General features: G+C 52.6%; 18 protein-coding genes. 11 read left to right on the top strand and 7 right to left on the bottom strand.

The window, feature by feature from the left end; genetic code table 11:
• Positions 1-66: 66 nt before the first annotated feature.
• Positions 67-480, bottom strand: a complete 414-nt coding sequence (locus tag EVJ24_RS08895; protein ID WP_083273990.1) for an organic hydroperoxide resistance protein — start codon at positions 478-480, stop codon at positions 67-69.
• Positions 481-597: 117 nt separating this feature from the next.
• On the opposite strand from EVJ24_RS08895, the gene EVJ24_RS08890 reads away from it, so the two are divergent.
• Positions 598-1,044: a MarR family winged helix-turn-helix transcriptional regulator gene (locus tag EVJ24_RS08890; protein ID WP_070327775.1), complete on the top strand. Its 447-nt coding sequence runs from the start codon at positions 598-600 to the stop codon at positions 1,042-1,044.
• Between the two features lie 21 nt (positions 1,045-1,065).
• Positions 1,066-1,986, top strand: a complete 921-nt coding sequence (locus EVJ24_RS08885; protein WP_131441042.1) for a CAP domain-containing protein — start codon at positions 1,066-1,068, stop codon at positions 1,984-1,986.
• 44 nt (positions 1,987-2,030) lie between these two features.
• Here the strand turns inward: EVJ24_RS08885 and EVJ24_RS08880 are convergent, their stop codons facing one another.
• Entirely contained in the window at positions 2,031-2,507 is a 477-nt protein-coding gene (locus EVJ24_RS08880; protein WP_131441041.1) for a glutathione peroxidase, read from the bottom strand.
• 159 nt (positions 2,508-2,666) lie between these two features.
• Here EVJ24_RS08880 and EVJ24_RS08875 point away from each other — a divergent pair, with 159 nt between their 5' ends.
• Positions 2,667-3,185, top strand: coding sequence for a VanZ family protein (locus EVJ24_RS08875; protein WP_131441040.1), 519 nt, complete (start codon positions 2,667-2,669; stop codon positions 3,183-3,185).
• 294 nt (positions 3,186-3,479) lie between these two features.
• Positions 3,480-4,793: a murein hydrolase activator EnvC family protein gene (locus tag EVJ24_RS08870; RefSeq protein ID WP_131441039.1), complete on the top strand. Its 1,314-nt coding sequence runs from the start codon at positions 3,480-3,482 to the stop codon at positions 4,791-4,793.
• A gap of 33 nt (positions 4,794-4,826) precedes the next feature.
• Here the strand turns inward: EVJ24_RS08870 and EVJ24_RS08865 are convergent, their stop codons facing one another.
• The 3 genes from EVJ24_RS08865 to EVJ24_RS08855 all read right to left on the bottom strand — a co-directional run bounded on the left by EVJ24_RS08865 (position 4,827) and on the right by EVJ24_RS08855 (position 7,193).
• Positions 4,827-5,024 (bottom strand): hypothetical protein, encoded by a 198-nt coding sequence (locus EVJ24_RS08865; protein ID WP_233589617.1) that lies wholly within the window; start codon positions 5,022-5,024, stop codon positions 4,827-4,829.
• A 42-nt stretch (positions 5,025-5,066) separates the two neighbouring features.
• Entirely contained in the window at positions 5,067-5,906 is an 840-nt protein-coding gene (locus EVJ24_RS08860; RefSeq protein WP_236637612.1) for a GNAT family N-acetyltransferase, read from the bottom strand.
• Positions 5,907-5,978: 72 nt separating this feature from the next.
• Entirely contained in the window at positions 5,979-7,193 is a 1,215-nt protein-coding gene (locus tag EVJ24_RS08855; protein WP_131441037.1) for a dicarboxylate/amino acid:cation symporter, read from the bottom strand.
• Between the two features lie 210 nt (positions 7,194-7,403).
• On the opposite strand from EVJ24_RS08855, the gene zapA reads away from it, so the two are divergent.
• The 6 genes from zapA (at position 7,404) to EVJ24_RS08825 (ending at position 13,357) form a co-directional block, all read left to right on the top strand.
• Positions 7,404-7,625 carry a cell division protein ZapA gene (gene zapA, locus EVJ24_RS08850; RefSeq protein ID WP_016508139.1) on the top strand — a complete coding sequence of 74 codons (222 nt, stop codon included), beginning with the start codon at positions 7,404-7,406 and terminating at the stop codon, positions 7,623-7,625.
• 8 nt (positions 7,626-7,633) lie between these two features.
• Positions 7,634-8,170 (top strand): CvpA family protein, encoded by a 537-nt coding sequence (locus EVJ24_RS08845; RefSeq protein ID WP_131441036.1) that lies wholly within the window; start codon positions 7,634-7,636, stop codon positions 8,168-8,170.
• 69 nt (positions 8,171-8,239) lie between these two features.
• Positions 8,240-9,949, top strand: coding sequence for a DNA polymerase/3'-5' exonuclease PolX (gene polX, locus EVJ24_RS08840; RefSeq protein WP_131441035.1), 1,710 nt, complete (start codon positions 8,240-8,242; stop codon positions 9,947-9,949).
• Positions 9,950-12,304: an endonuclease MutS2 gene (locus tag EVJ24_RS08835; RefSeq protein WP_131441034.1), complete on the top strand. Its 2,355-nt coding sequence runs from the start codon at positions 9,950-9,952 to the stop codon at positions 12,302-12,304.
• Positions 12,305-12,317: 13 nt separating this feature from the next.
• A complete protein-coding gene (locus EVJ24_RS08830; protein WP_442899260.1) occupies positions 12,318-12,728 on the top strand; it encodes a DUF350 domain-containing protein in 411 nt (136 codons plus the stop codon).
• Positions 12,729-12,889: 161 nt separating this feature from the next.
• Positions 12,890-13,357 carry a hypothetical protein gene (locus EVJ24_RS08825; RefSeq protein ID WP_131441032.1) on the top strand — a complete coding sequence of 156 codons (468 nt, stop codon included), beginning with the start codon at positions 12,890-12,892 and terminating at the stop codon, positions 13,355-13,357.
• A gap of 53 nt (positions 13,358-13,410) precedes the next feature.
• On the opposite strand, the gene EVJ24_RS08820 is transcribed toward EVJ24_RS08825, so the two are convergent.
• Both EVJ24_RS08820 and EVJ24_RS08815 read right to left on the bottom strand, forming a co-directional pair.
• Positions 13,411-16,635 (bottom strand): ABC transporter permease, encoded by a 3,225-nt coding sequence (locus EVJ24_RS08820; protein WP_131441031.1) that lies wholly within the window; start codon positions 16,633-16,635, stop codon positions 13,411-13,413.
• Complete coding sequence (locus EVJ24_RS08815) at positions 16,628-17,320, bottom strand: ABC transporter ATP-binding protein (RefSeq protein ID WP_131441030.1); 693 nt, start codon at positions 17,318-17,320, stop codon at positions 16,628-16,630. Before EVJ24_RS08815 ends, EVJ24_RS08820 begins: the two co-directional genes overlap by 8 nt.
• A 210-nt stretch (positions 17,321-17,530) precedes the next feature.
• Here EVJ24_RS08815 and EVJ24_RS08810 point away from each other — a divergent pair, with 210 nt between their 5' ends.
• Positions 17,531-17,734, top strand: coding sequence for a hypothetical protein (locus tag EVJ24_RS08810; RefSeq protein WP_131441029.1), 204 nt, complete (start codon positions 17,531-17,533; stop codon positions 17,732-17,734).
• The last annotated feature ends 114 nt before the right edge of the window (positions 17,735-17,848 follow it).

Below are 17,848 nucleotides of genomic sequence, written 5' to 3'. Positions count from 1 at the left end.
TTCATTCTACTCTGTTAATAGGTATGGACGCAAAAAAAGCCCACTCATATTTGAGCGGGCAGGGGATTAGGCGACGTTTGTCGTCAATTTGACGTCGACGTTGCCGCGTGTCGCTTTCGAATACGGGCACACTTGGTGCGCTGCTTCGACGAGACGCTCAGCAGTTGCTTGGTCGACACCTTTGATTTCGACTTCGAGCTCGACCGAGATGAAGAAACCTTCGTCGTTCTGGTTGAGTGTGACGTGGCCAGTGACGCTCGTGCCATCCGTCTTGACGCGCTCTTTACCGATGACGAGGTTCAACGCGCTGCCGAAGCAAGCTGCATATCCGGCTGCGAACAATTGCTCAGGGTTCGTCGACTCTTCTGCTTGTTTCGATCCTGGCATTGCGACGCTCAAGTCGATGACGCCGTCCGTAGATGTGACGCGACCTTCGCGGCCACCGAGAGCTGTTGCTGAAGCTGTGAATAATGGTTTCATAATTTAATTCCTCCGTTTCATTTTTAACAATTAAGTTGTGCACAATTTAATTATAGGGCAGTCAAACAGATATTCAAGTGATATGCTTGACCTAAGACTTTAGCCGGAGGAATTTATATGAAAAGTTCGTTAACATTAGAGCATCAGATTTGCTTTCAGCTCTACACCGCCTCAAAAGAATTGACACGTTTGTATCGGCCGATCTTAGAGCCGCTCAAACTCACATACAGCCAGTATTTGGTCATGCTCGTTTTATGGGAAGAAGATCACATCGATTTGAAACAGCTCGGGGAACGGTTGACGCTTGATTCGGGCACGCTGTCACCGCTCATCAAACGGTTGACCCAACTCGGATACGTGGAGAAAATCCGGGCGACCGATGATGAGCGCCGGGTGTTGGTGTCGCTCACTGCATCGGGTAGCGCACTTCGTGAGCAGGCCGAGGACGTGCCTGTCAAAGTGAGTGGTATGCTAAATATAGACGAAGCGACTTATTTCGCTTATATGGAGATGCTCATCGATATCAAATCGCGTCTGCGTGAATTCGGTGAGCGACAGGGTTAGGTTCTCACGAAAGGAGACGATATGTTTCGTAAACTGTTTATTCTATTGATTGGGATTGGTCTCTATACGGCTTGGAACTATGAGGTGCCGAACGTATCGGCGCCGACGAGCGTCCAGGTGAAGTCGACAGAAGTGGTGGAAGAGCGCGTCGCGACCGACGCTCCAAAGTTCGCGAGCCAATATGCCGGTCACGACTGGTATTTGCTCGAGAAAAATGGTGACCGGACGCTTGAGCTCGTCGACGAGGATGGTGCCAAAAAAGGGCAATACCAATTCGAGTCGGGCAGTACGTTCGAAGGGCTCGTCCTTGACCAGACGACACGACAACAAGTCGAGAACATCGGCTTCGACGAAGTGAAGTCTTACGATAAAGGGTTGAAACGTTACTTGATCCCGGACGATCCTTCGTTCTCGGTCTATGCGATGAACGGAAATTACGTCACGATGTTCTTTGACCAACATGACGAAGACAAGCTGAAAGGCATCCTTTCCGTTGAACGGAGCGTCGAGGAGTCGAGCGACGGTTATTATGGAGACGTCTCGGCCGAGAGTATCGTATCCAACGAGACGCTCATGCGCATGCTCATGAACTGGGACCGTCAAAAGTTTGGGTTATCCGCGCTCGCTGACTATGAGCCGCTGCTCCCGGTCGTCCGGGCGCATAGTGAGAACATGGCGGTGAACAACTTCTTCAGCCACACCGACCCCGAAGGACGCGACCCGTTCGAACGGATGAATGAGGCCGGACTTGCCTACTCGCTCGCCGGGGAGAACTTGGCGATGGGACAGATGAGTGTCTTTCACGCTCACTGGGGGCTGATGAACTCGCTCGGTCACCGCGAGAACATCTTGAAGCGGGACTTCACGCACGCCTCGGTCGGCCTTGTCTATAATGAAGACAACAGCCCGTTCTATACGATTAACTTCATCACACCACGATAAAAGGATGGTCTGCCCTAGAGGGGCGGACCATCCTTTTTTAGCGGTCAGAGCAGGCGTTTCAAAGCTCGCTCGATCTCATCCGGTGTCGTCTGTGGTGAGAACCGTTCGATGACGTTGCCTTTCCGGTCGACGAGGAACTTCGTGAAGTTCCACTTGATTGTTTTCGAGCCGAGCAGGCCAGGCGCTTCTTTCGATAAGTGTTGGAAGAGCGGGTGAGCGTCTTTGCCGTTGACGTCGACTTTCGCGAACATCGGGAACGTCACGCCATAGTTCAATTGACAGAACTCGCTGATCTCTTCGTTCGAGCCCGGGTCTTGGTTGCCGAACTGGTTGCACGGGAAGCCAAGAATATGGAAACCTTGACCTTGATAGCGCTCAAATAGCTTTTCAAGGCCGTCTAATTGAGGTGTGAAGCCGCACTTGCTCGCCGTGTTGACGATCAAGAGGACATCCCCCTCGTATTTGGATAAAGGCTGCAGCTTGCCGCTCATGTCGGCTGCTTCGTACTGATAGATCATCATCTGATTCTCCCTTTTTCTTTTCATTATAGCAAGCCGTTCGATTGCGAACGACTTTGAACTGCTTGTCCGCAATCAAATTGTCACGAAACGATGAGGTCGCTGTTACAATGAAATCAAACGGAACCCGTATAATGAATCGTTGTAGAGAGGAAAGGTGTTATGTACATACTGAAAAATGAATTTATTTGGATCGCATTGATCCTGATCGGCTTGTTCGTCTCGAGTGCGACGCCGTACTCTGACCAAAGCATCGTCTCGCCGCTCGAACGCTTCGATTGGACGTGGGCCGAACCAGCCCTCTCGAACGTCGACTTCGACTATGCCGGCAGCCCGGTCTCGCTCGAAGACAAAGGAAGCGTCGGCATGATCGAATTTTTAATTCGGAAAGCGGCACACTTCACGGTCTTCTTCGCCTTAGGTGCGTTGTTCGTCAAAGCCGTGTCACGGACGAGACTGAACGCGTGGCTCGTGTTGTTGTTCGCTTGGGCGCTCGCGAACACGGTCGCCATCTTTGATGAGTTTCATCAGAGTCTGACCCCGGAACGCACCCCGCTCATTCAAGACGTCGTATTAGACAGCTTCGGCGCTTGTTGCGGCGTCCTGCTCTTCGGTGGCTATTATCTGTTCGTGAGAAAACGTAATAAGCACCAACGGAGAGGTTATGTATCGGTAAGGTAGATAAAAAATAGTATAGGTCATTATTTGAAAAGCGCTTTCATAAGGCGTTTTTCTTTTTTACTAAATTCATATTTTGTGACAATTTGTTGATTGAGCCCGTTAAATACCCACGTTTTATCGAGGATAAAACCTAAATCAGGTCAATGTAACGCGAATGAAATATAAGTGTAAAATAACTTCAGGTTTAGATTGCTATAATGAGTCACAGGGCGAGACGGATTCTCGCAAAACTATACAGAACTCATTCATCTATTATCCTATAGAAATTCACACGACTCAGCGGAGGTAAGCACATTGATTAACTTGAAGAAACTTGCAGCAACCGTCACTTTAGGCGCTCTTCTAATCAGCGGCACGACACCTGGTTTTGCAGCGTCACTTACAGACAAGCAAAAAAAGGTCCAACAGCAGCAACAAAAGAATAGCACTGAGCAGAGCAAAGCGAACTCTTCGATCCAATCACGCGAAAAAGCGATCAGCAAAGAGCAGCAAGAAATCAATAAGCTAGACGCTGAACTCCAAGACGTCATCAACGACGTCGCACAAAAGAAAGCTGAGATTCGTGCTACGCAAGAAAAAATTGCCGCACTTGAAAAACAAATCAAGCAGTATGAAGCAAAAATGAAAGCGCAAGAAGAACTTATGAAAGAGCGCATGGCAACGATGCAAAAGAACGGCGGCGGGTCGATTGACTGGGCCGAGTTCATCTTCGGATCAAAAGATTTCGGTGACTTGCTTACTCGTATGATCACTGCAGGTACGATTCAAGAGAACGACAAGCAAATTTTTGATGAGTACCAGGCGACGAAAGAAAAGCTTGCGACAGCACAGGCTGAATTGAAAGCTGAGCGTGACGCTCTCGTGAAACAAAAGCAAGAACTTGAAGAACGTAAAAAAGCGCTCGACAAGAAAATGAAAGAGCGCGCGGCTAAAATCAAGAAGCTCAACGCTGAGAAAATCAAGTTCGAATCGAAATTGATGAGTTTGAAAGAAATGGAATCAACGCTCCAAGCACAAGAAGCTTCAATCAAGGCGGAAATCGAAGCACAACGTCGTGCGGCTGAAGAAGCGAAACGTAAAGCAGCGGCGGAAGCGGCAGCAGCTGCAGCAGCAGCGAAACAACAAAAGCAACAAGGTTCGTCAAGCAAGCCAAGTGCGTCAGCGACAACGCCTGTAGCGGCGGCACCGGCGAGCGGCGGCATGTTCCAACGCCCTGCTAGCGGCCGTCTGTCACAAGGTTGGGGCGCGGCGAGCGGTGCGAACGGTTATACGTTCCACAACGGTCTTGATATCGCAGCAGCTGTCGGCACGCCGATCTATGCAGCACAAACAGGTACGGTCACGACGGCTGGATGGGGCGGCGCCTACGGGAACCACGTCATCATCACGCACGTCTTGAACGGGCAAGTTTGGACGACAGTCTACGCGCACATGAGCTCGGTATCTGTATCAGCTGGCCAACGTGTCTCGCAAGGTCAGAACATCGGCGGCATGGGTAGCACAGGTAACTCGACTGGCTCGCACTTGCACTTCGAGATTCACCGTGGCGGTTACTCGTACTCGTCTTCGAGCGCAGGTAACACGGTCAACCCAGCTTCATTCTTCTAAACGTATACAAAAAGTGATCGACGAACGCGTCGATCACTTTTTTATTGCCCGATAAGCAATGAACGTCAGTAAGGCGGCCCCGATGACGCTCAGCAAGAGCGTGTCGAGATTCGGGTCGGCGAAGACGCTCATGCCACCGACGATCAGCATGTAGGCAACGATCGAGCCGACGAAGACCGTCGACACGACCGAACGGACTCGTTTCGGGATTTGCTTCCACCAGTTCCTCATAAAAATCGCCTCCACCTATTAGTATAGGGGAGGCGGGATGATTCATCTAGCGAGCCGGATCCACGAAGATTCCATGATCGGCCGGTAGCCGACTTCTTGATAAATCTTGTTTGACGTCGGGTTGGTCAAATCCGTGTAGAGGGTGCAGAACGATTTCGTTTCGAGCAATCGGCGACTGAGCGCGGCGACGAGACTGCGGGCGTATCCGTTTCCGCGTTTCGCAGGAGCCGTGTAAACGAAAGACACCGTGATGCCATTCAACGTCGGACGGGAGCGCTTTGCGCACGAGACGGGCGTGCCGTCGACTTCCCAAATAAAGGCGTCGTCATTGGCGATCATCGACGTGACGACAGCCACCATTCTTTCGTCATGTGATGGTTCGAGTCCCGAGTCTTGTTCAAAGGCACGGTACCACTTCTCTAAAAGAGGCTGATCGGACTTCGTCGCCAGACGCATCGATCCGTCTGCCATCTCGATCGCTTGGACGCGGTCTAATCGATAGAGCCCTTGCGACATGAACGTCGACGCTGTTTCATCCGTCCGTTTCTCCCACATGGCACCGAACGTCTCGGCATGCGCTTTTTCCGACACGACTTCTGTGAACGGGATATCTAACCGAAGTAAGGTCGGAATGACAGCCGCGTGGATCGATGTTGCCTGAGACGTGTCGACGACGACGTAATTGAGCGGGTGCGGCGGTGTGACCTGCATGATGGCGAGGAGCTGTCCATCGTCCTCGACCGTCAACTGATGGTAGGTGTCGTATAGGTCTCGCTTAATATTTTCAAGGATGCCGATCATCAAGCTGTTCTCGGCCTCTTTTTTCAACAATTCCGACATGACGCGTTCCGAAAACGCGAACGGGTCGTTCCAAACTTTCACTTCCAAAGTCGACACCTCTCTTCATATGTATAAAAACGGGCAAACCGTAAGGCCTGCCCGTTGTCTAACTCGTTATGCGATGTCTTCGCGCGCTTTCGCGTCGTCGAGCAAGTTCGTGTTGCGTTTGAAGTAATGGACGATTTTGGCGATCGCGCCGTCACCTGTGACGTTCGTTGCCGTACCGAAGCTGTCTTGCGCCAAGTAGAGCGCGATGACGAGGCTGAGCATCGTCTCGCTGAACCCGAGGATCGACCCGAACAATCCGAGTGATGCCATGACGGCCCCACCAGGCACACCAGGCGCTGCGATCATCGTCACGCCAAGGGCGAGGATGAACGGGAGGATGATCGCGTATGACATCGGCATGCCGTTCAAGTACATGAGGGCGACACCGACCGATGTGAGCGTGATCGTCGAGCCTGACAAGTGGATCGTTGCACAGAGCGGGACGACGAAGTTAGCGACGCCCTCGTCCGTGTTGTTCGCTTTCGTTTGACGAAGCGTGACTGGGATCGTCGCGGCCGACGACTGTGTGCCGATGGCTGTGAAGTAAGCCGGCATCATTGTCTTGAGCAGTTTGAACGGATTCTCTTTATTGAGTCCGCCTGCGATTGAATATTGAATCATGAGCATCGTCGCGTGAAGGACGATGATCGTGACGAAGACGAGCGAGAACACCGACAAAATCTCGGCGACTTGGCCGGCGTACGTCATGTTCATGAAAATTCCGGCGATGTGGATCGGTAAAAATGGAATGATGACTTTACTGATGAGTAGTTCGATAATATCGCGGAAGTCCATGGCGAGGTCGAGTGAGCGTTTGCTCTCGATCGCAGCGATCCCGATTCCGATGACGAACGCGAGAATGAGCGCCGTCATGACACCGAATACCGGTGGAATCTCAAACTCCATGAAACCTTTCAAGAGTGCTTCTTCTGGGTTTTCAGCTGATGCCGTGCTACGTGTTAAGATCTGTGGGAATAGGTTGCTCGTCGCGAAGTAGGCGAGTGTACCAGCGACAATCGTCGATAAGTAAGCAATCGCGGCCGTCAAGCCGACTAGTTTCCCGGCGCCTTTTCCAAGTTCCCCGATACCTGGAATGATGAAGGCGAGAATGATGAGTGGGATGGCGAAGCCTAAGAATTGTCCGAAGACCGTGTTGAACGTGACGAACGTCCGTACAATCCAGTTCTGGCTTTCTGGTACGATGCTACCGACTAATATCCCGAAAGCGATAGCGATGATGATGCGGCCTAGAAGACCAATCCTTAATTTCAAATAAATCATCCTTTCTAAATGTTTGAATTGTTGCTATTTTCGCACATTTCTCTGCGTGTTGCCAGCCTATCTTCGAATTTTACTGAAGATTGACGTTTGACAACTTCTGAACAGGGTATCACAAAATGTTAGTGATAAAAAGGAAGGGGTCTTCTCCTTTTCCTAATATACAAACGATGTTATGATTAATTTTGAACAGACGTAAAGGAGGGGTGACACGTGCAGGTACAACGAACAACGATTCACATTGCGGGGCAAGACTATACAATTGTTAGCGAGGAGTCAGCCGATCATGTGAGGGAAGTGGGCTTTCTCGTCGATAGTAAGATCCGCGAGATTCGTGAACAGTCCCCTCAGCTAGACGCTCGTCAGGCAGCGGTCCTCGCCGCGATCCAAATTGCGAGCGATCACGTCAAAACTAAACGAAATACGGGAGAATAAATCAATCCATGGTTACTCTACTTATACTGTTTTTCTTGTTTATCGGGATCATTAACGGCTTCCGCCGTGGTGCGATCCTCCAGCTCGGCCATTGGGTCGCGCTCATCATCAGTTTCTTTGTCGCCAACGCCTATTACCGGGATCTCGCCGAAGCGTTCAAGCTTTGGATCCCATACCCGTCGCAACTTGACGGGACGTTACCGGGCGGTGTGCTCGACTTGAACTCACTGTCAGGCATCGAGATGACATTCTATAACGTTTTTTGGTTCGTCATCTTGTTCCTGATCACGAAGCTCGTCTTGCATCTCATCTTGTCGATGCTCGACTTCTTGACGGACTTGCCGATCTTGCGCCAATTGAAAGGCATCATCGGTGCCGTGCTCGGATTCTTCGAGTCATACGTCATCACGTTCTTCATCCTTTGGGTGATCGCGTTCGTCCCGATGGCGAGCGTCCAAACTGCGGTCGACAACTCGTCGCTCGCGACGTTCATCATCCAGGACACGCCATACCTATCTGACTGGTTCTCGAATAAGATGCTGTGACACGACAGGCCGGAATGCAAGCAAGCGCTTGTGTCTCGGTCTTTTCTGTATGAAAAAGGGGGAAATACGATGAATAAAGTTGAGGCGATGATGCTGTTAGAGAAAATCGCGCAATATATGGAGATCAAGGGTGAGAACCCGTTTAAAATCAACGCGTTTCGGAAAGCGGCGACGGCGCTCGAGAACACCGAGCTCGAACTCGACGACATCGATGATTTGACGACGATCTCAGGTATCGGTAAAGGGACGGCAGCTGTACTCGAGGAATGGCGCCAGACGGGACGGAGCGAGGTGCTCGAGTCGCTCCAAGAAGAGATTCCGTTCGGCTTAATGAAGCTGCTCAAAATTCAAGGTCTCGGTGGCAAGAAACTGGCCCAGTTAAGAGAAGTCGGCGTCGTCGACCTCGAGTCGCTCATCCGTGTATTGGAAGACGGCACGGCGTCAGAATTGCCGCGCTTCGGCACGAAGAGCGTCGAGAAGTTGCTCGCAGCAGCACGGAACTTGGAATCCCGTCCGGAACGCCTGTCGTACGCGATGATGCGCCCGGTCGTCGACGAGATCAACAAAGTGTTAGAAGGCGAGGCGCTCGTCCTCCGGCATTCGGTCGGAGGCAGTTTCCGCCGGGCCGAGGAGACGTGCAAAGACTTGGACTTCATCATCGCGACCGAGGAGCCTGTCGCTTTGCGCGACAAACTGCTCGCGCTCCCGTTCGTCAATGAAGTCATCGCAGCCGGTGAGACGAAAGTGTCGCTCGTCTTAGAGCGCGAGGAGATGGTGTCGGTCGACTTCCGGATGGTCGAGCCCGGTGCTTTTGCCGCGACGCTCCACCACTTCACCGGCTCAAAAGACCATAACGTCCGCATGCGCCAACTCGCGAAAGCTAAGGGTGAGTCGATCTCCGAGTACGGGGTCGAGACCGCGGACGGCCTATGGCAGCCGGAGACGGAAGCAGAGCTGTTCGAACGCTACGGCCTCCCGTTCATCCCGCCGGAGCTAAGAGAAGGGCACGCTGAGTTCGAGCACGACATCTCGAAGCTCGTCACGCTCGACGACATCAAGGCCGACGCGCATATGCACACGGTCTGGTCAGACGGGAAGCTGACGGTCGATGAGCTCGTCGCCGCGATGAAAGCGCGAGGTTACGAGTGGATCGCCATCACCGATCATGGCAAGTACATGTCGTTCGTCAACGGTTTGACCGAGGAACGATTAGAAGCGCAAGGAGAAGAGATTCTTGCCGCGGCGAAAAAATACGATATGCACGTCTTGCGCGGTGTCGAGATGGACATCCGCCCAGACGGGACGCTCGACTACGAGCCTGAGTTTTTAGCGACGCTAGACTACGTCGTCGCCTCGATCCATTCAAAGATGGACCAAGGTGTCGACGAGATCATGGCGCGGCTCGAGAACGCCTGCCGTTCGCCTTACGTCAACGTCATCGCCCATCCGACCGGGCGCTTGATCGGACGTCGTGACGGCTACCCGATCGACGAGGAGCGCTTAATCGCCCTCGCGAAAGAGACAGGGACGGCGCTCGAACTGAACGCCAACCCGAACCGGCTCGATTTGACCGCGTCGACGCTGAAGAAAGCGAAGGCGGCCGGTGTCAAACTGATGGTCAACACCGACACGCACCACCCTGATATGATGGAAGATATGGCACTCGGCGTCTTGCACGCAAGAAAAGCCTATCTCGAACCGTCAGACATTATTAACTGCCTCTCATTCGAGGACGCCAAGGCGTTCTTCGACGCGAAGCGACAGAAAGGAACATGCTAGATGGATCACGCGTTACGCGTATTAGAATATGAAAAGTTACGTCAACAGCTCGCCGTGCATGCGGCCAGCTCGCTCGGGAAAGACCGGGCGCTCAAGATGCAGCCCGATTACTCGTACGACCGGGTGCTATCGAACTTGAACGTCACGCGCGAGGCGACCGAGGTCGTCCGTCTTCGGGATCGACTCCCGCTCGGTGGACTTTCAGACGTCCGCGCCGAAGTAAAACGGGCCGCCATCGGCTCGGTGCTGTCGACGAGCGAATTGCTCGCAGTCGCCGCCGTCATGTACAGCGGCCGCCAAGTGAAGAACTTCTTTGAGAAGTTGCACGAGGACAACGAAGACATCCAAATCCCGCGCCTCGACGAATATGCCGAGCGCTTGACGAAGCTGATCGAGGTCGAGCAATCGATCCGTCACGCCATCGACGACCAAGGTACGGTCCAAGATTCGGCGAGCTCGCAACTGCGCGGTCTGCGGACGCAACTCCGCAGCTTTGAGGGCAGTGTCCGCTCGCGGATCGACAACATCCTCCGCAACAACGCCAAGATGCTCTCAGACGCGATCGTCACGATCCGGAACGACCGCTTCGTCGTCCCGGTCAAGCAAGAGTATCGCCAAGCGTTCGGAGGGATCGTCCACGACCAGTCGGCGTCAGGGCAGACGCTCTTCATCGAGCCACAAGCGATCGTCTCGATCAACAATGAGATCCAAGAAGTCCGCTTGAAAGAACGCTCGGAGATCGACCGCATCTTGACCGAACTGTCAAATCTCGTCGGCGGAGTAGCCGATTCCGTCGTGACGAACCTCGACGTCTTGGCCGAACTCGATTTCGTGTTCGCAAAAGTCGCCTACGGGCAGCAACTGAAAGCGACGGAGCCGAAGTTGAACGACGCCCGCGAGATCAAACTGAAGCAGGCGCGTCATCCGTTCATCCCGCAAGACGAGGTCGTCCCGATCACGGTCGAGCTCGGGGAAGACTTTACGTCGCTCGTCATCACCGGACCGAACACCGGTGGTAAGACGGTCACGCTGAAGACGATCGGATTGCTTCAACTGATGGTCCAGTCAGGGCTCTATGTTCCGGCCGAGTTTGGGACCGAGCTCTCCGTGTTCGACGCCGTCTACGCCGATATCGGGGACGAACAGTCGATCGAACAGAGCTTGTCGACGTTCAGCTCGCACATGACGAACATCGTCAGCATGCTCGACAAGGTCGACTTCATGTCGCTCGTCCTGTTCGATGAGCTCGGTGCCGGGACCGATCCACAAGAAGGGGCCGCGCTCGCCATCGCCATCTTAGATGAAGTGAAGCGTCGCGGTGCTCGCGTCGCGGCGACGACCCACTATTCGGAGCTCAAGGCGTATGCTTATAACCGGGAAGGTGTCATCAACGCCTCGATGGAGTTTGATATCGAATCGCTCAGCCCGACGTATCGTCTATTGATCGGCGTGCCGGGTCGTTCGAACGCGTTCGAGATCAGCCGCCGCCTCGGTCTATCCGAGCAAGTGATCGATAAAGCCCGGAGCCACGTCGGCACCGACGCCGAGTCGGTCGAATCGATGATCAACGAACTCGAGTCGGCGAAGCAACGCGCCGAGCAGCTCGAGCAAGAATTAATCATCAAACGTCACGACTTCGAACAAGAGCAAGCGGCGTTCGAGGCGAAGATGAGTGAATTCGAGACTGAACGCGACACGATGTACGGCGAGGCCGAGGCACGTGCCGAGAAGGCCGTAGAGAAAGCGAAGCGGGAAGCGAACGAAGTCATCGACCGCTTGAAGAAGCTGCGTGAACAAGGCATCGTCAAAGAGCACGAGATCATCGCCGCGAAGAAACAGCTCGAATCGGCGAAACCGACACTACAAGATAAAAAGATCCAAAAAGTGAAACAAAAAGCGCAGCAAAAACGTACGTTCAGTAAAGGCGAAGAAGTGAAAGTGACGACGTTCAACCAGAAAGGGTATATCGTGAACCAGATCAACGACAACGAGTATAACGTCCAAGTCGGGATCATGAAAGTGAACGTCAAAGCGGACGACCTTCAAAAAGTCGGACCATCAAAAGACCAAGGACTCCAGTCGAAAGGCAGCTCACTGAAGCGCCAAAGTTCGACGAAGTCAGAGCTTGATCTTCGTGGTGTCCGGGTCGAAGAGGGACTCTCGCGCCTAGACAAATACATCGACGAGGCGCTCGTGTCAGGCTACGACAACGTCCGCATCATCCACGGGCTCGGTACGGGTGCGATGCGACAAGCGACGCAGGAGTACTTGAAAGGACATCGCCACGTGAAGAGTCAACGTCCTGGTGGGATGGGTGAAGGCGGGCTCGGGGTCACGGTCGTCGAATTGAAGTGAGGACATGATGATTATGGGGAACGTAACGCTTAACGTGATGCTCGAGTCGCTCGGATTGTACTCGATTGCCGGTCTGATGATCGTCGTCGGGCTCGCCATCTTTGAAGTGACGACGCCGTACAGTAACTGGCGCGAGGTGCAAAAAGGAAATGTCGCCGTCGCGCTCGCGACCGGCGGCAAGGTCGTCGGGCTCGCCAACATCTTTCGGGTTGTGGAGAGCCATCACGATCGAATGATTGACGTCTTGGTCGGCGGGAGCTTCGGCTTCTTCTTACTGCTCGTCACGTATTGGTTGTTTGAATTTTTGACGCCGTCGCTCAAAGTGAACGAGGAGATCGGGAAAGGCAACATCGCGGTCGGTTTGCTCGCGTTCATGCTCTCGATCGGAGTCTCGCTCGTCGTCGGCGCGGCGTTGGTGAGGTGAAGACATGGTATATGAGAGATTAGCGAAGATCCTGTTTATCGGGGCCGGGCTGTTTTTAGTGGCAGCGGCGCTGTGGTTTGTCTTTTATTGAAGGGAAGCGACGTTTTCGGACGTCGCTTATTTTAATAAGAAAAACTACCAAGTGCGAAGGAGAATCGATGATGAAAAAGTTACTTTTATCCGCCTCGCTGTTCGCAGGAACAATGATGGCTTTATCCGCTTGCGGAGGAATGGGCACGGTTGAAACGGTTGACGACAGACCTATCATTCATTTCGATGCGGCTTCCATCATTTCGGCAGCCCGCGACCATCATCTCAAAATGCTCACGTTATCGAGCATTCCGAGAGATGACGTCAACGTTCCCGGAGCGGTTGAAGAATTGCAGGGAATGAAGGCAGACAACGACACGTATTTAGCCGAACTGGAGGACTTACAGCATGAAGATTCCTCGGCCGATGAGTATAAGGACCTCGTCATCGAATATTTAGAAGCGGAAAACGTGTATATCGATCAAACCATCGAGAACGTGTACGCGGGAAGCATAAGTCTCCCTAACCGATTCTCGATGGACACGCTCTACTCGCGAACAAATGCAAAAGTATCAGAATTTAGACATGAGCCAAAATGATGTAAACGAAAAGGAGCGCCATCCCAGGAAGGGACGACGCTCCTTTGTTTCGGTTACGGCACATCAATTTTAACGGTATACACTTTCGGCATGGCACCGCTTGAGGCGTAAAGAACGAGTGTTTTCTCCTGTTCAGGAACGAGGAAGACCAAATCAATCTCGGACTTCTCTCCTGTGAAATAACGAAAACCGTTCTTGAACGCTTTTTGATTGTGGTTGACCATATCGACTGGACTATATTTTGTCCCGTCTGGTGTATACATGCGGAATCCGTTTGGACGATAGTCCATATAGCCATCATACTCATCGGCTTCATGGAATAAAGAAATCGGGAGACTAACGAATTGTTTTCCGTCTTCTGGCTCTGTCCCGTCCGGTGAGGCGTAGACCGGTTCACCAACTTGGAATTCACGTTTCTTCAGTTCCGGATCGCCAATAAACGTTTGGAACGTACCGAGGTTCATGATTTTTTGAAGATCATCTTCTTTTGGTGTGGTAGCTTTGGCTTCTTTCGGTTTATCTGCTTTTAAATCAGCCTGTTTCGCACCCGTTGTCTGCGCGGTTGGGGCTGGTGTCGTCTTCGCTTCTTCCGTGACCGGTTTGACTTCTGGTGACGTGAAGACGAACAAGCTGATGATGCCGACGATGAGAGTGGTCGCGGTCGTCCCGAGCACAAGACGGAACCGTTTTTCGACTTTCTTCTGGTTGACGACGTGTCCGCCGATGGCTTCGGCCGGTGTGATGCGGACGGCCCGCTCCGCCGGGAGGAGCGCCCCGAGGACACCGGTCACGACCGGGATGAGGATGGTCGCGAATAAGAACGGCAACTCGGATGTCGGGAACTGTTGATACATGACGGTGACGATGATGATCGTGACCGTCACACCGAGCAGTCCAGCGAAGAAACCGGTCAACGCGCCTTCCGTCAAGACGAGACGACGGATGGACGTGTTCTGCCAACCGAGCGCTTTCAAGACCGCGAGCTGCGGTTTGCGCTCGGACACGTTTTGCCACATGATCTCGGTCGTCGTCAGCATGGCGATGAGCAAGGCGACCCCCATGGCGACGTAATGCATCGTCCCGACTTCAAGGGCGACGAACTCGCCAATCCATGTCGTATACAAGACGCCTTGGAGGCGGAACGTCACGAATAGGAAGAAGCCGAACAGACTCGTCGGTAAGGCGATGGCAAGAATCGACAACGTCGTCCGGGGCCAATACGTCACGAGCTGATTCAAGCTCATGCCGATGCTCGAGCGGGAGCGGAGCAAACGTCGTCCTTTCGACACTTCGCCAGACTGCATCGTCTCATACGGTTTGATGCGTCGGACGAGTCGAATCGGGATGAGCGTCCCGAGCCAATAGATTAAGAGTCCGGCCAAACCAATCAGCAGGATGCGGGCAATCGATGTCGAGCCGGCTGCCGTCCATAGGAACGTCCCGAGAATCATCCACGAGATGAGCGCGACCATCGAACCAAGAATTGTCGCCTCTAAGAACAACAGCTTCGACAGCTGGCTCGGGCGCCACCCGAGCGACAGCAAGATGGCGAACTCTTTTTTCCGAGCGTACAGCATGATGATGTTCGAGCTGAATACGTACAGCATCGCAACGAGGATAACGCTCGCGACGACGCCGGAGAAGCCGAGTTTCGCTTCTTGGAAAATCGTGATCGACGAACCGAGTTTGATCCAAGGCTGTTGAATCCATCCGAGGGCACTCTCGCCTTTGAGCCCTGGCAAATACGTGACGGCATATTGTGGAGACGAACCGAGCGTGACGTCCGTGATGAGACCGGTCTGATCTTCAATCTCCTGGGCCACGGCTTGCAGTTTCGCCTCACTCTCTTCGTTCAACACGTCGACGCCTTTTACGTTGACGCGAATCGCCGAGATAGCTTTGTCGCCGGCGATGGCGAACGCGGCATCGAGCGTCGTCAACATCGACGGTGGCTTTGTGAGGAAGCTATACGGGTTGTTCGTCGGCTTGACGGTCGTCGGTGGGTTGACCGGCTCGTCCTTCGAGTTCATGACCCATTCGGCGCTCGCCGGAAAATACGTCTCCATCGGCAGTTCCGTCAGCGGGTCTTTCGACAATTTCAGTTTCGACGGATCGAATAAGCCGATGTAGTTATATTTCACTTTCGGCGCATCGTTGAGGTCTTCCGCGTATTTATTTGACTTGCGATACATGCTTTCTTGGCCATAAGTCACTTGACCCTCAGCGAGGAACGGTTTGATTTGATACGAGTACGGCCACCGCTTCGGGAACGGGCTCGTCACGCCTTCATATACGAGCGGTGACGCCTTCTCGGCAAGCCAAGTATAGTCAACCGTGACACGAGGATCTTGCGGCTGTGGTGTCCCTTCTAAAATGTGTTTCGTGATATTGTCGTGCATTTGTTGCGCTGTAAAGTCGTATGAGGCAACTTTCGTACCTTTCAAGCTATCCAAGTATTCATCTTTTCCTTGATCAAGATAGGTTTTGATGAACGCCTCTTGATCGCTTGTATCGACATCCACTTCTTCAATCGTGTAGTTGATTGAGGCATCGACGTAGTCTTTTGAACTCATCAAAATTGGAATGGTCGTGATGTCTTCATCGTAAGGCTCTGGGACATCATCATCATTGAAATAACGACTGAACTCTGTCGCTTGTACGGCATCGTCTAACCCGACGAGTTTCGCTTCGGCGACCGGGTCGATTCCGGCCAACATGACATCGCTCCCGTAAGAGAGGGGAAACTCTTCGTACAGGGCGGTCGGACCGATGCCGATATGGGTCGAATCGCCGTTCGGCATCCAGCCGACCCAAAAATAAGCTTTCAGATCTTGGAAGTCATTGATTTTTTCAATGCCTGTATCGATGAGTGTGTTCATCTTGAGGCGATAAAGACCCGCTTTATCAAACGTATGCGTTTGAGTGAACGAGCTTGAATAAGTCGACCCGATCATCGCAATCGGTGCCGCGACATCGACGTCGGCAATCTGTTGAATCGTCTCGTACTGTTCGCGCGTGATGCCGCCTTCGAGCCCACTCATATAGTTCGGTTCGAGCAGGTTCAAATCCTCGGTCACACTGCGGCTGCCTTCCGGCCGGACGACGATATGGTACGACGAGTCCCAGCGTTTCTGCAACTCGTTGACGACCGTCCCGTTGTTCGCCTGGGTCACACCTAATAGATAGCTGAGCCCAGTACTGACGATGAGCATCCCGACCATGAGCAGGATGAAGCGTTCCTTATTCCGCCACCATGAGTTCCAGATGAACTTAAGCATGATGGACGTGGCTCATGGCGACGACCTGCCCGTCGCGCATCTCGATTTTTCGGTTCGCCCGGTCGGCGAGCTCCGGGTCGTGTGTGACGAACAAGACGCCACAGCCGTGGTCCCGGTTCAGACGCGTCAACAAGTCGAAGATGATATCACCCGTATGCGTGTCGAGGTTCCCGGTCGGCTCATCCGCGAGCAGCCACTTCGGACGGTGGATGAGGGCACGGGCGACGGCGACCCGTTGTTGCTGACCGCCGGATAGTTGTGACGGCAGCGAGTTCGCTTTGTCGCTCAGTCCGACTTCTTTCAACAGTTCAAGGGCACGTTCTTCCCCGTCATATTCGACTTTGCGTCCGAACAGCGGTGCCATGACGTTCTCGAGCGCGGTCAACGTCGGGATTAAATGGAACTGTTGGAAGATGAAGCCGATGTTGTCGAAACGGAAGTCGGCGAGCTGTTTTGCGGACAAGGTCGAGATCGGTTCGCCGTTGAATAGGAGCGTGCCATCGGTCGGACGATCGAGCGTGCCAATCAAGCTGAGTAGCGTCGATTTACCCGAACCGGATGGACCGATAATCGAGATGAAGTCGCCATGGGCGAAGTGGAGGTTTACATCGTCGAGCGCGAGTGTCGCGATGTCGCCGTTATCAAAGCGTTTCGTCAGGTGTTTGCATTCAAAGTCATAGGCCATAGGAAGGTTCCTCTCTAAGTTGGAGTTAGGATGTCTAATAAATATGTAAGAACACATAATTTTCTGACTATTTAAATCAGTTTATAGGAAAATGTTTCCTGATGTAAGCGTGTCAAATATTCCTCTTGGTTTACGGAGGAGAATTGGTTGGAATGGGGAAAAGGTTAGGAGAGATGTAGAGCACCCACGAATGAAAAAGGAGTGAGGACGATGAAACAGTTCGAGATTGAGTTCCACATGATCAATGATGAGGTGTTGACGCAAGTCGTCGAGGCGGACAGCCGCTATGCGGCGCTTGAAGCCATCTATCAATCGTTCCGGCATGCTTCGGACGGCTTCGTCCAGTTTGAGGATGAATGGATTATCTTCCTTGATCATGTCGTGTATGTGAAAGCGTTTGAGATTGTGGAGTAAATTGTCATGAAAAACTTTTACAAATATTTTTCTAAATGTTTAACTAATCTGTGATTTGAAAATTGAAAAATTAAATAAAGCATAAAGTTGTATACAATTAATAAAATAAGTAAA

Source organism: Exiguobacterium sp. SH1S21 (assembly GCF_004337175.1).
Lineage (GTDB): Bacteria > Bacillota > Bacilli > Exiguobacteriales > Exiguobacteriaceae > Exiguobacterium > Exiguobacterium aurantiacum_A.
The sequence above is the reverse complement of the archived record's forward strand: the minus strand, read 5'-3'. Positions and strand labels throughout refer to the sequence as shown.

Coding starts and splice junctions, on each gene's coding strand:
- EVJ24_RS08810 (WP_131441029.1), top strand. CDS start 17,531: ATGAAACAGTTCGAGATTGAGTTCCACATGATCAATGATGAGGTGTTG.
- EVJ24_RS08895 (WP_083273990.1), bottom strand. CDS start 480: ATGAAACCATTATTCACAGCTTCAGCAACAGCTCTCGGTGGCCGCGAA.
- EVJ24_RS08830 (WP_442899260.1), top strand. CDS start 12,318: ATGGGGAACGTAACGCTTAACGTGATGCTCGAGTCGCTCGGATTGTAC.
- EVJ24_RS08875 (WP_131441040.1), top strand. CDS start 2,667: ATGTACATACTGAAAAATGAATTTATTTGGATCGCATTGATCCTGATC.
- polX (WP_131441035.1), top strand. CDS start 8,240: ATGAATAAAGTTGAGGCGATGATGCTGTTAGAGAAAATCGCGCAATAT.
- EVJ24_RS08890 (WP_070327775.1), top strand. CDS start 598: ATGAAAAGTTCGTTAACATTAGAGCATCAGATTTGCTTTCAGCTCTAC.
- EVJ24_RS08865 (WP_233589617.1), bottom strand. CDS start 5,024: ATGAGGAACTGGTGGAAGCAAATCCCGAAACGAGTCCGTTCGGTCGTG.
- EVJ24_RS08815 (WP_131441030.1), bottom strand. CDS start 17,320: ATGGCCTATGACTTTGAATGCAAACACCTGACGAAACGCTTTGATAAC.
- EVJ24_RS08855 (WP_131441037.1), bottom strand. CDS start 7,193: ATGATTTATTTGAAATTAAGGATTGGTCTTCTAGGCCGCATCATCATC.
- EVJ24_RS08825 (WP_131441032.1), top strand. CDS start 12,890: ATGAAAAAGTTACTTTTATCCGCCTCGCTGTTCGCAGGAACAATGATG.
- EVJ24_RS08820 (WP_131441031.1), bottom strand. CDS start 16,635: ATGCTTAAGTTCATCTGGAACTCATGGTGGCGGAATAAGGAACGCTTC.
- EVJ24_RS08845 (WP_131441036.1), top strand. CDS start 7,634: ATGGTTACTCTACTTATACTGTTTTTCTTGTTTATCGGGATCATTAAC.
- EVJ24_RS08880 (WP_131441041.1), bottom strand. CDS start 2,507: ATGATGATCTATCAGTACGAAGCAGCCGACATGAGCGGCAAGCTGCAG.
- EVJ24_RS08885 (WP_131441042.1), top strand. CDS start 1,066: ATGTTTCGTAAACTGTTTATTCTATTGATTGGGATTGGTCTCTATACG.
- EVJ24_RS08835 (WP_131441034.1), top strand. CDS start 9,950: ATGGATCACGCGTTACGCGTATTAGAATATGAAAAGTTACGTCAACAG.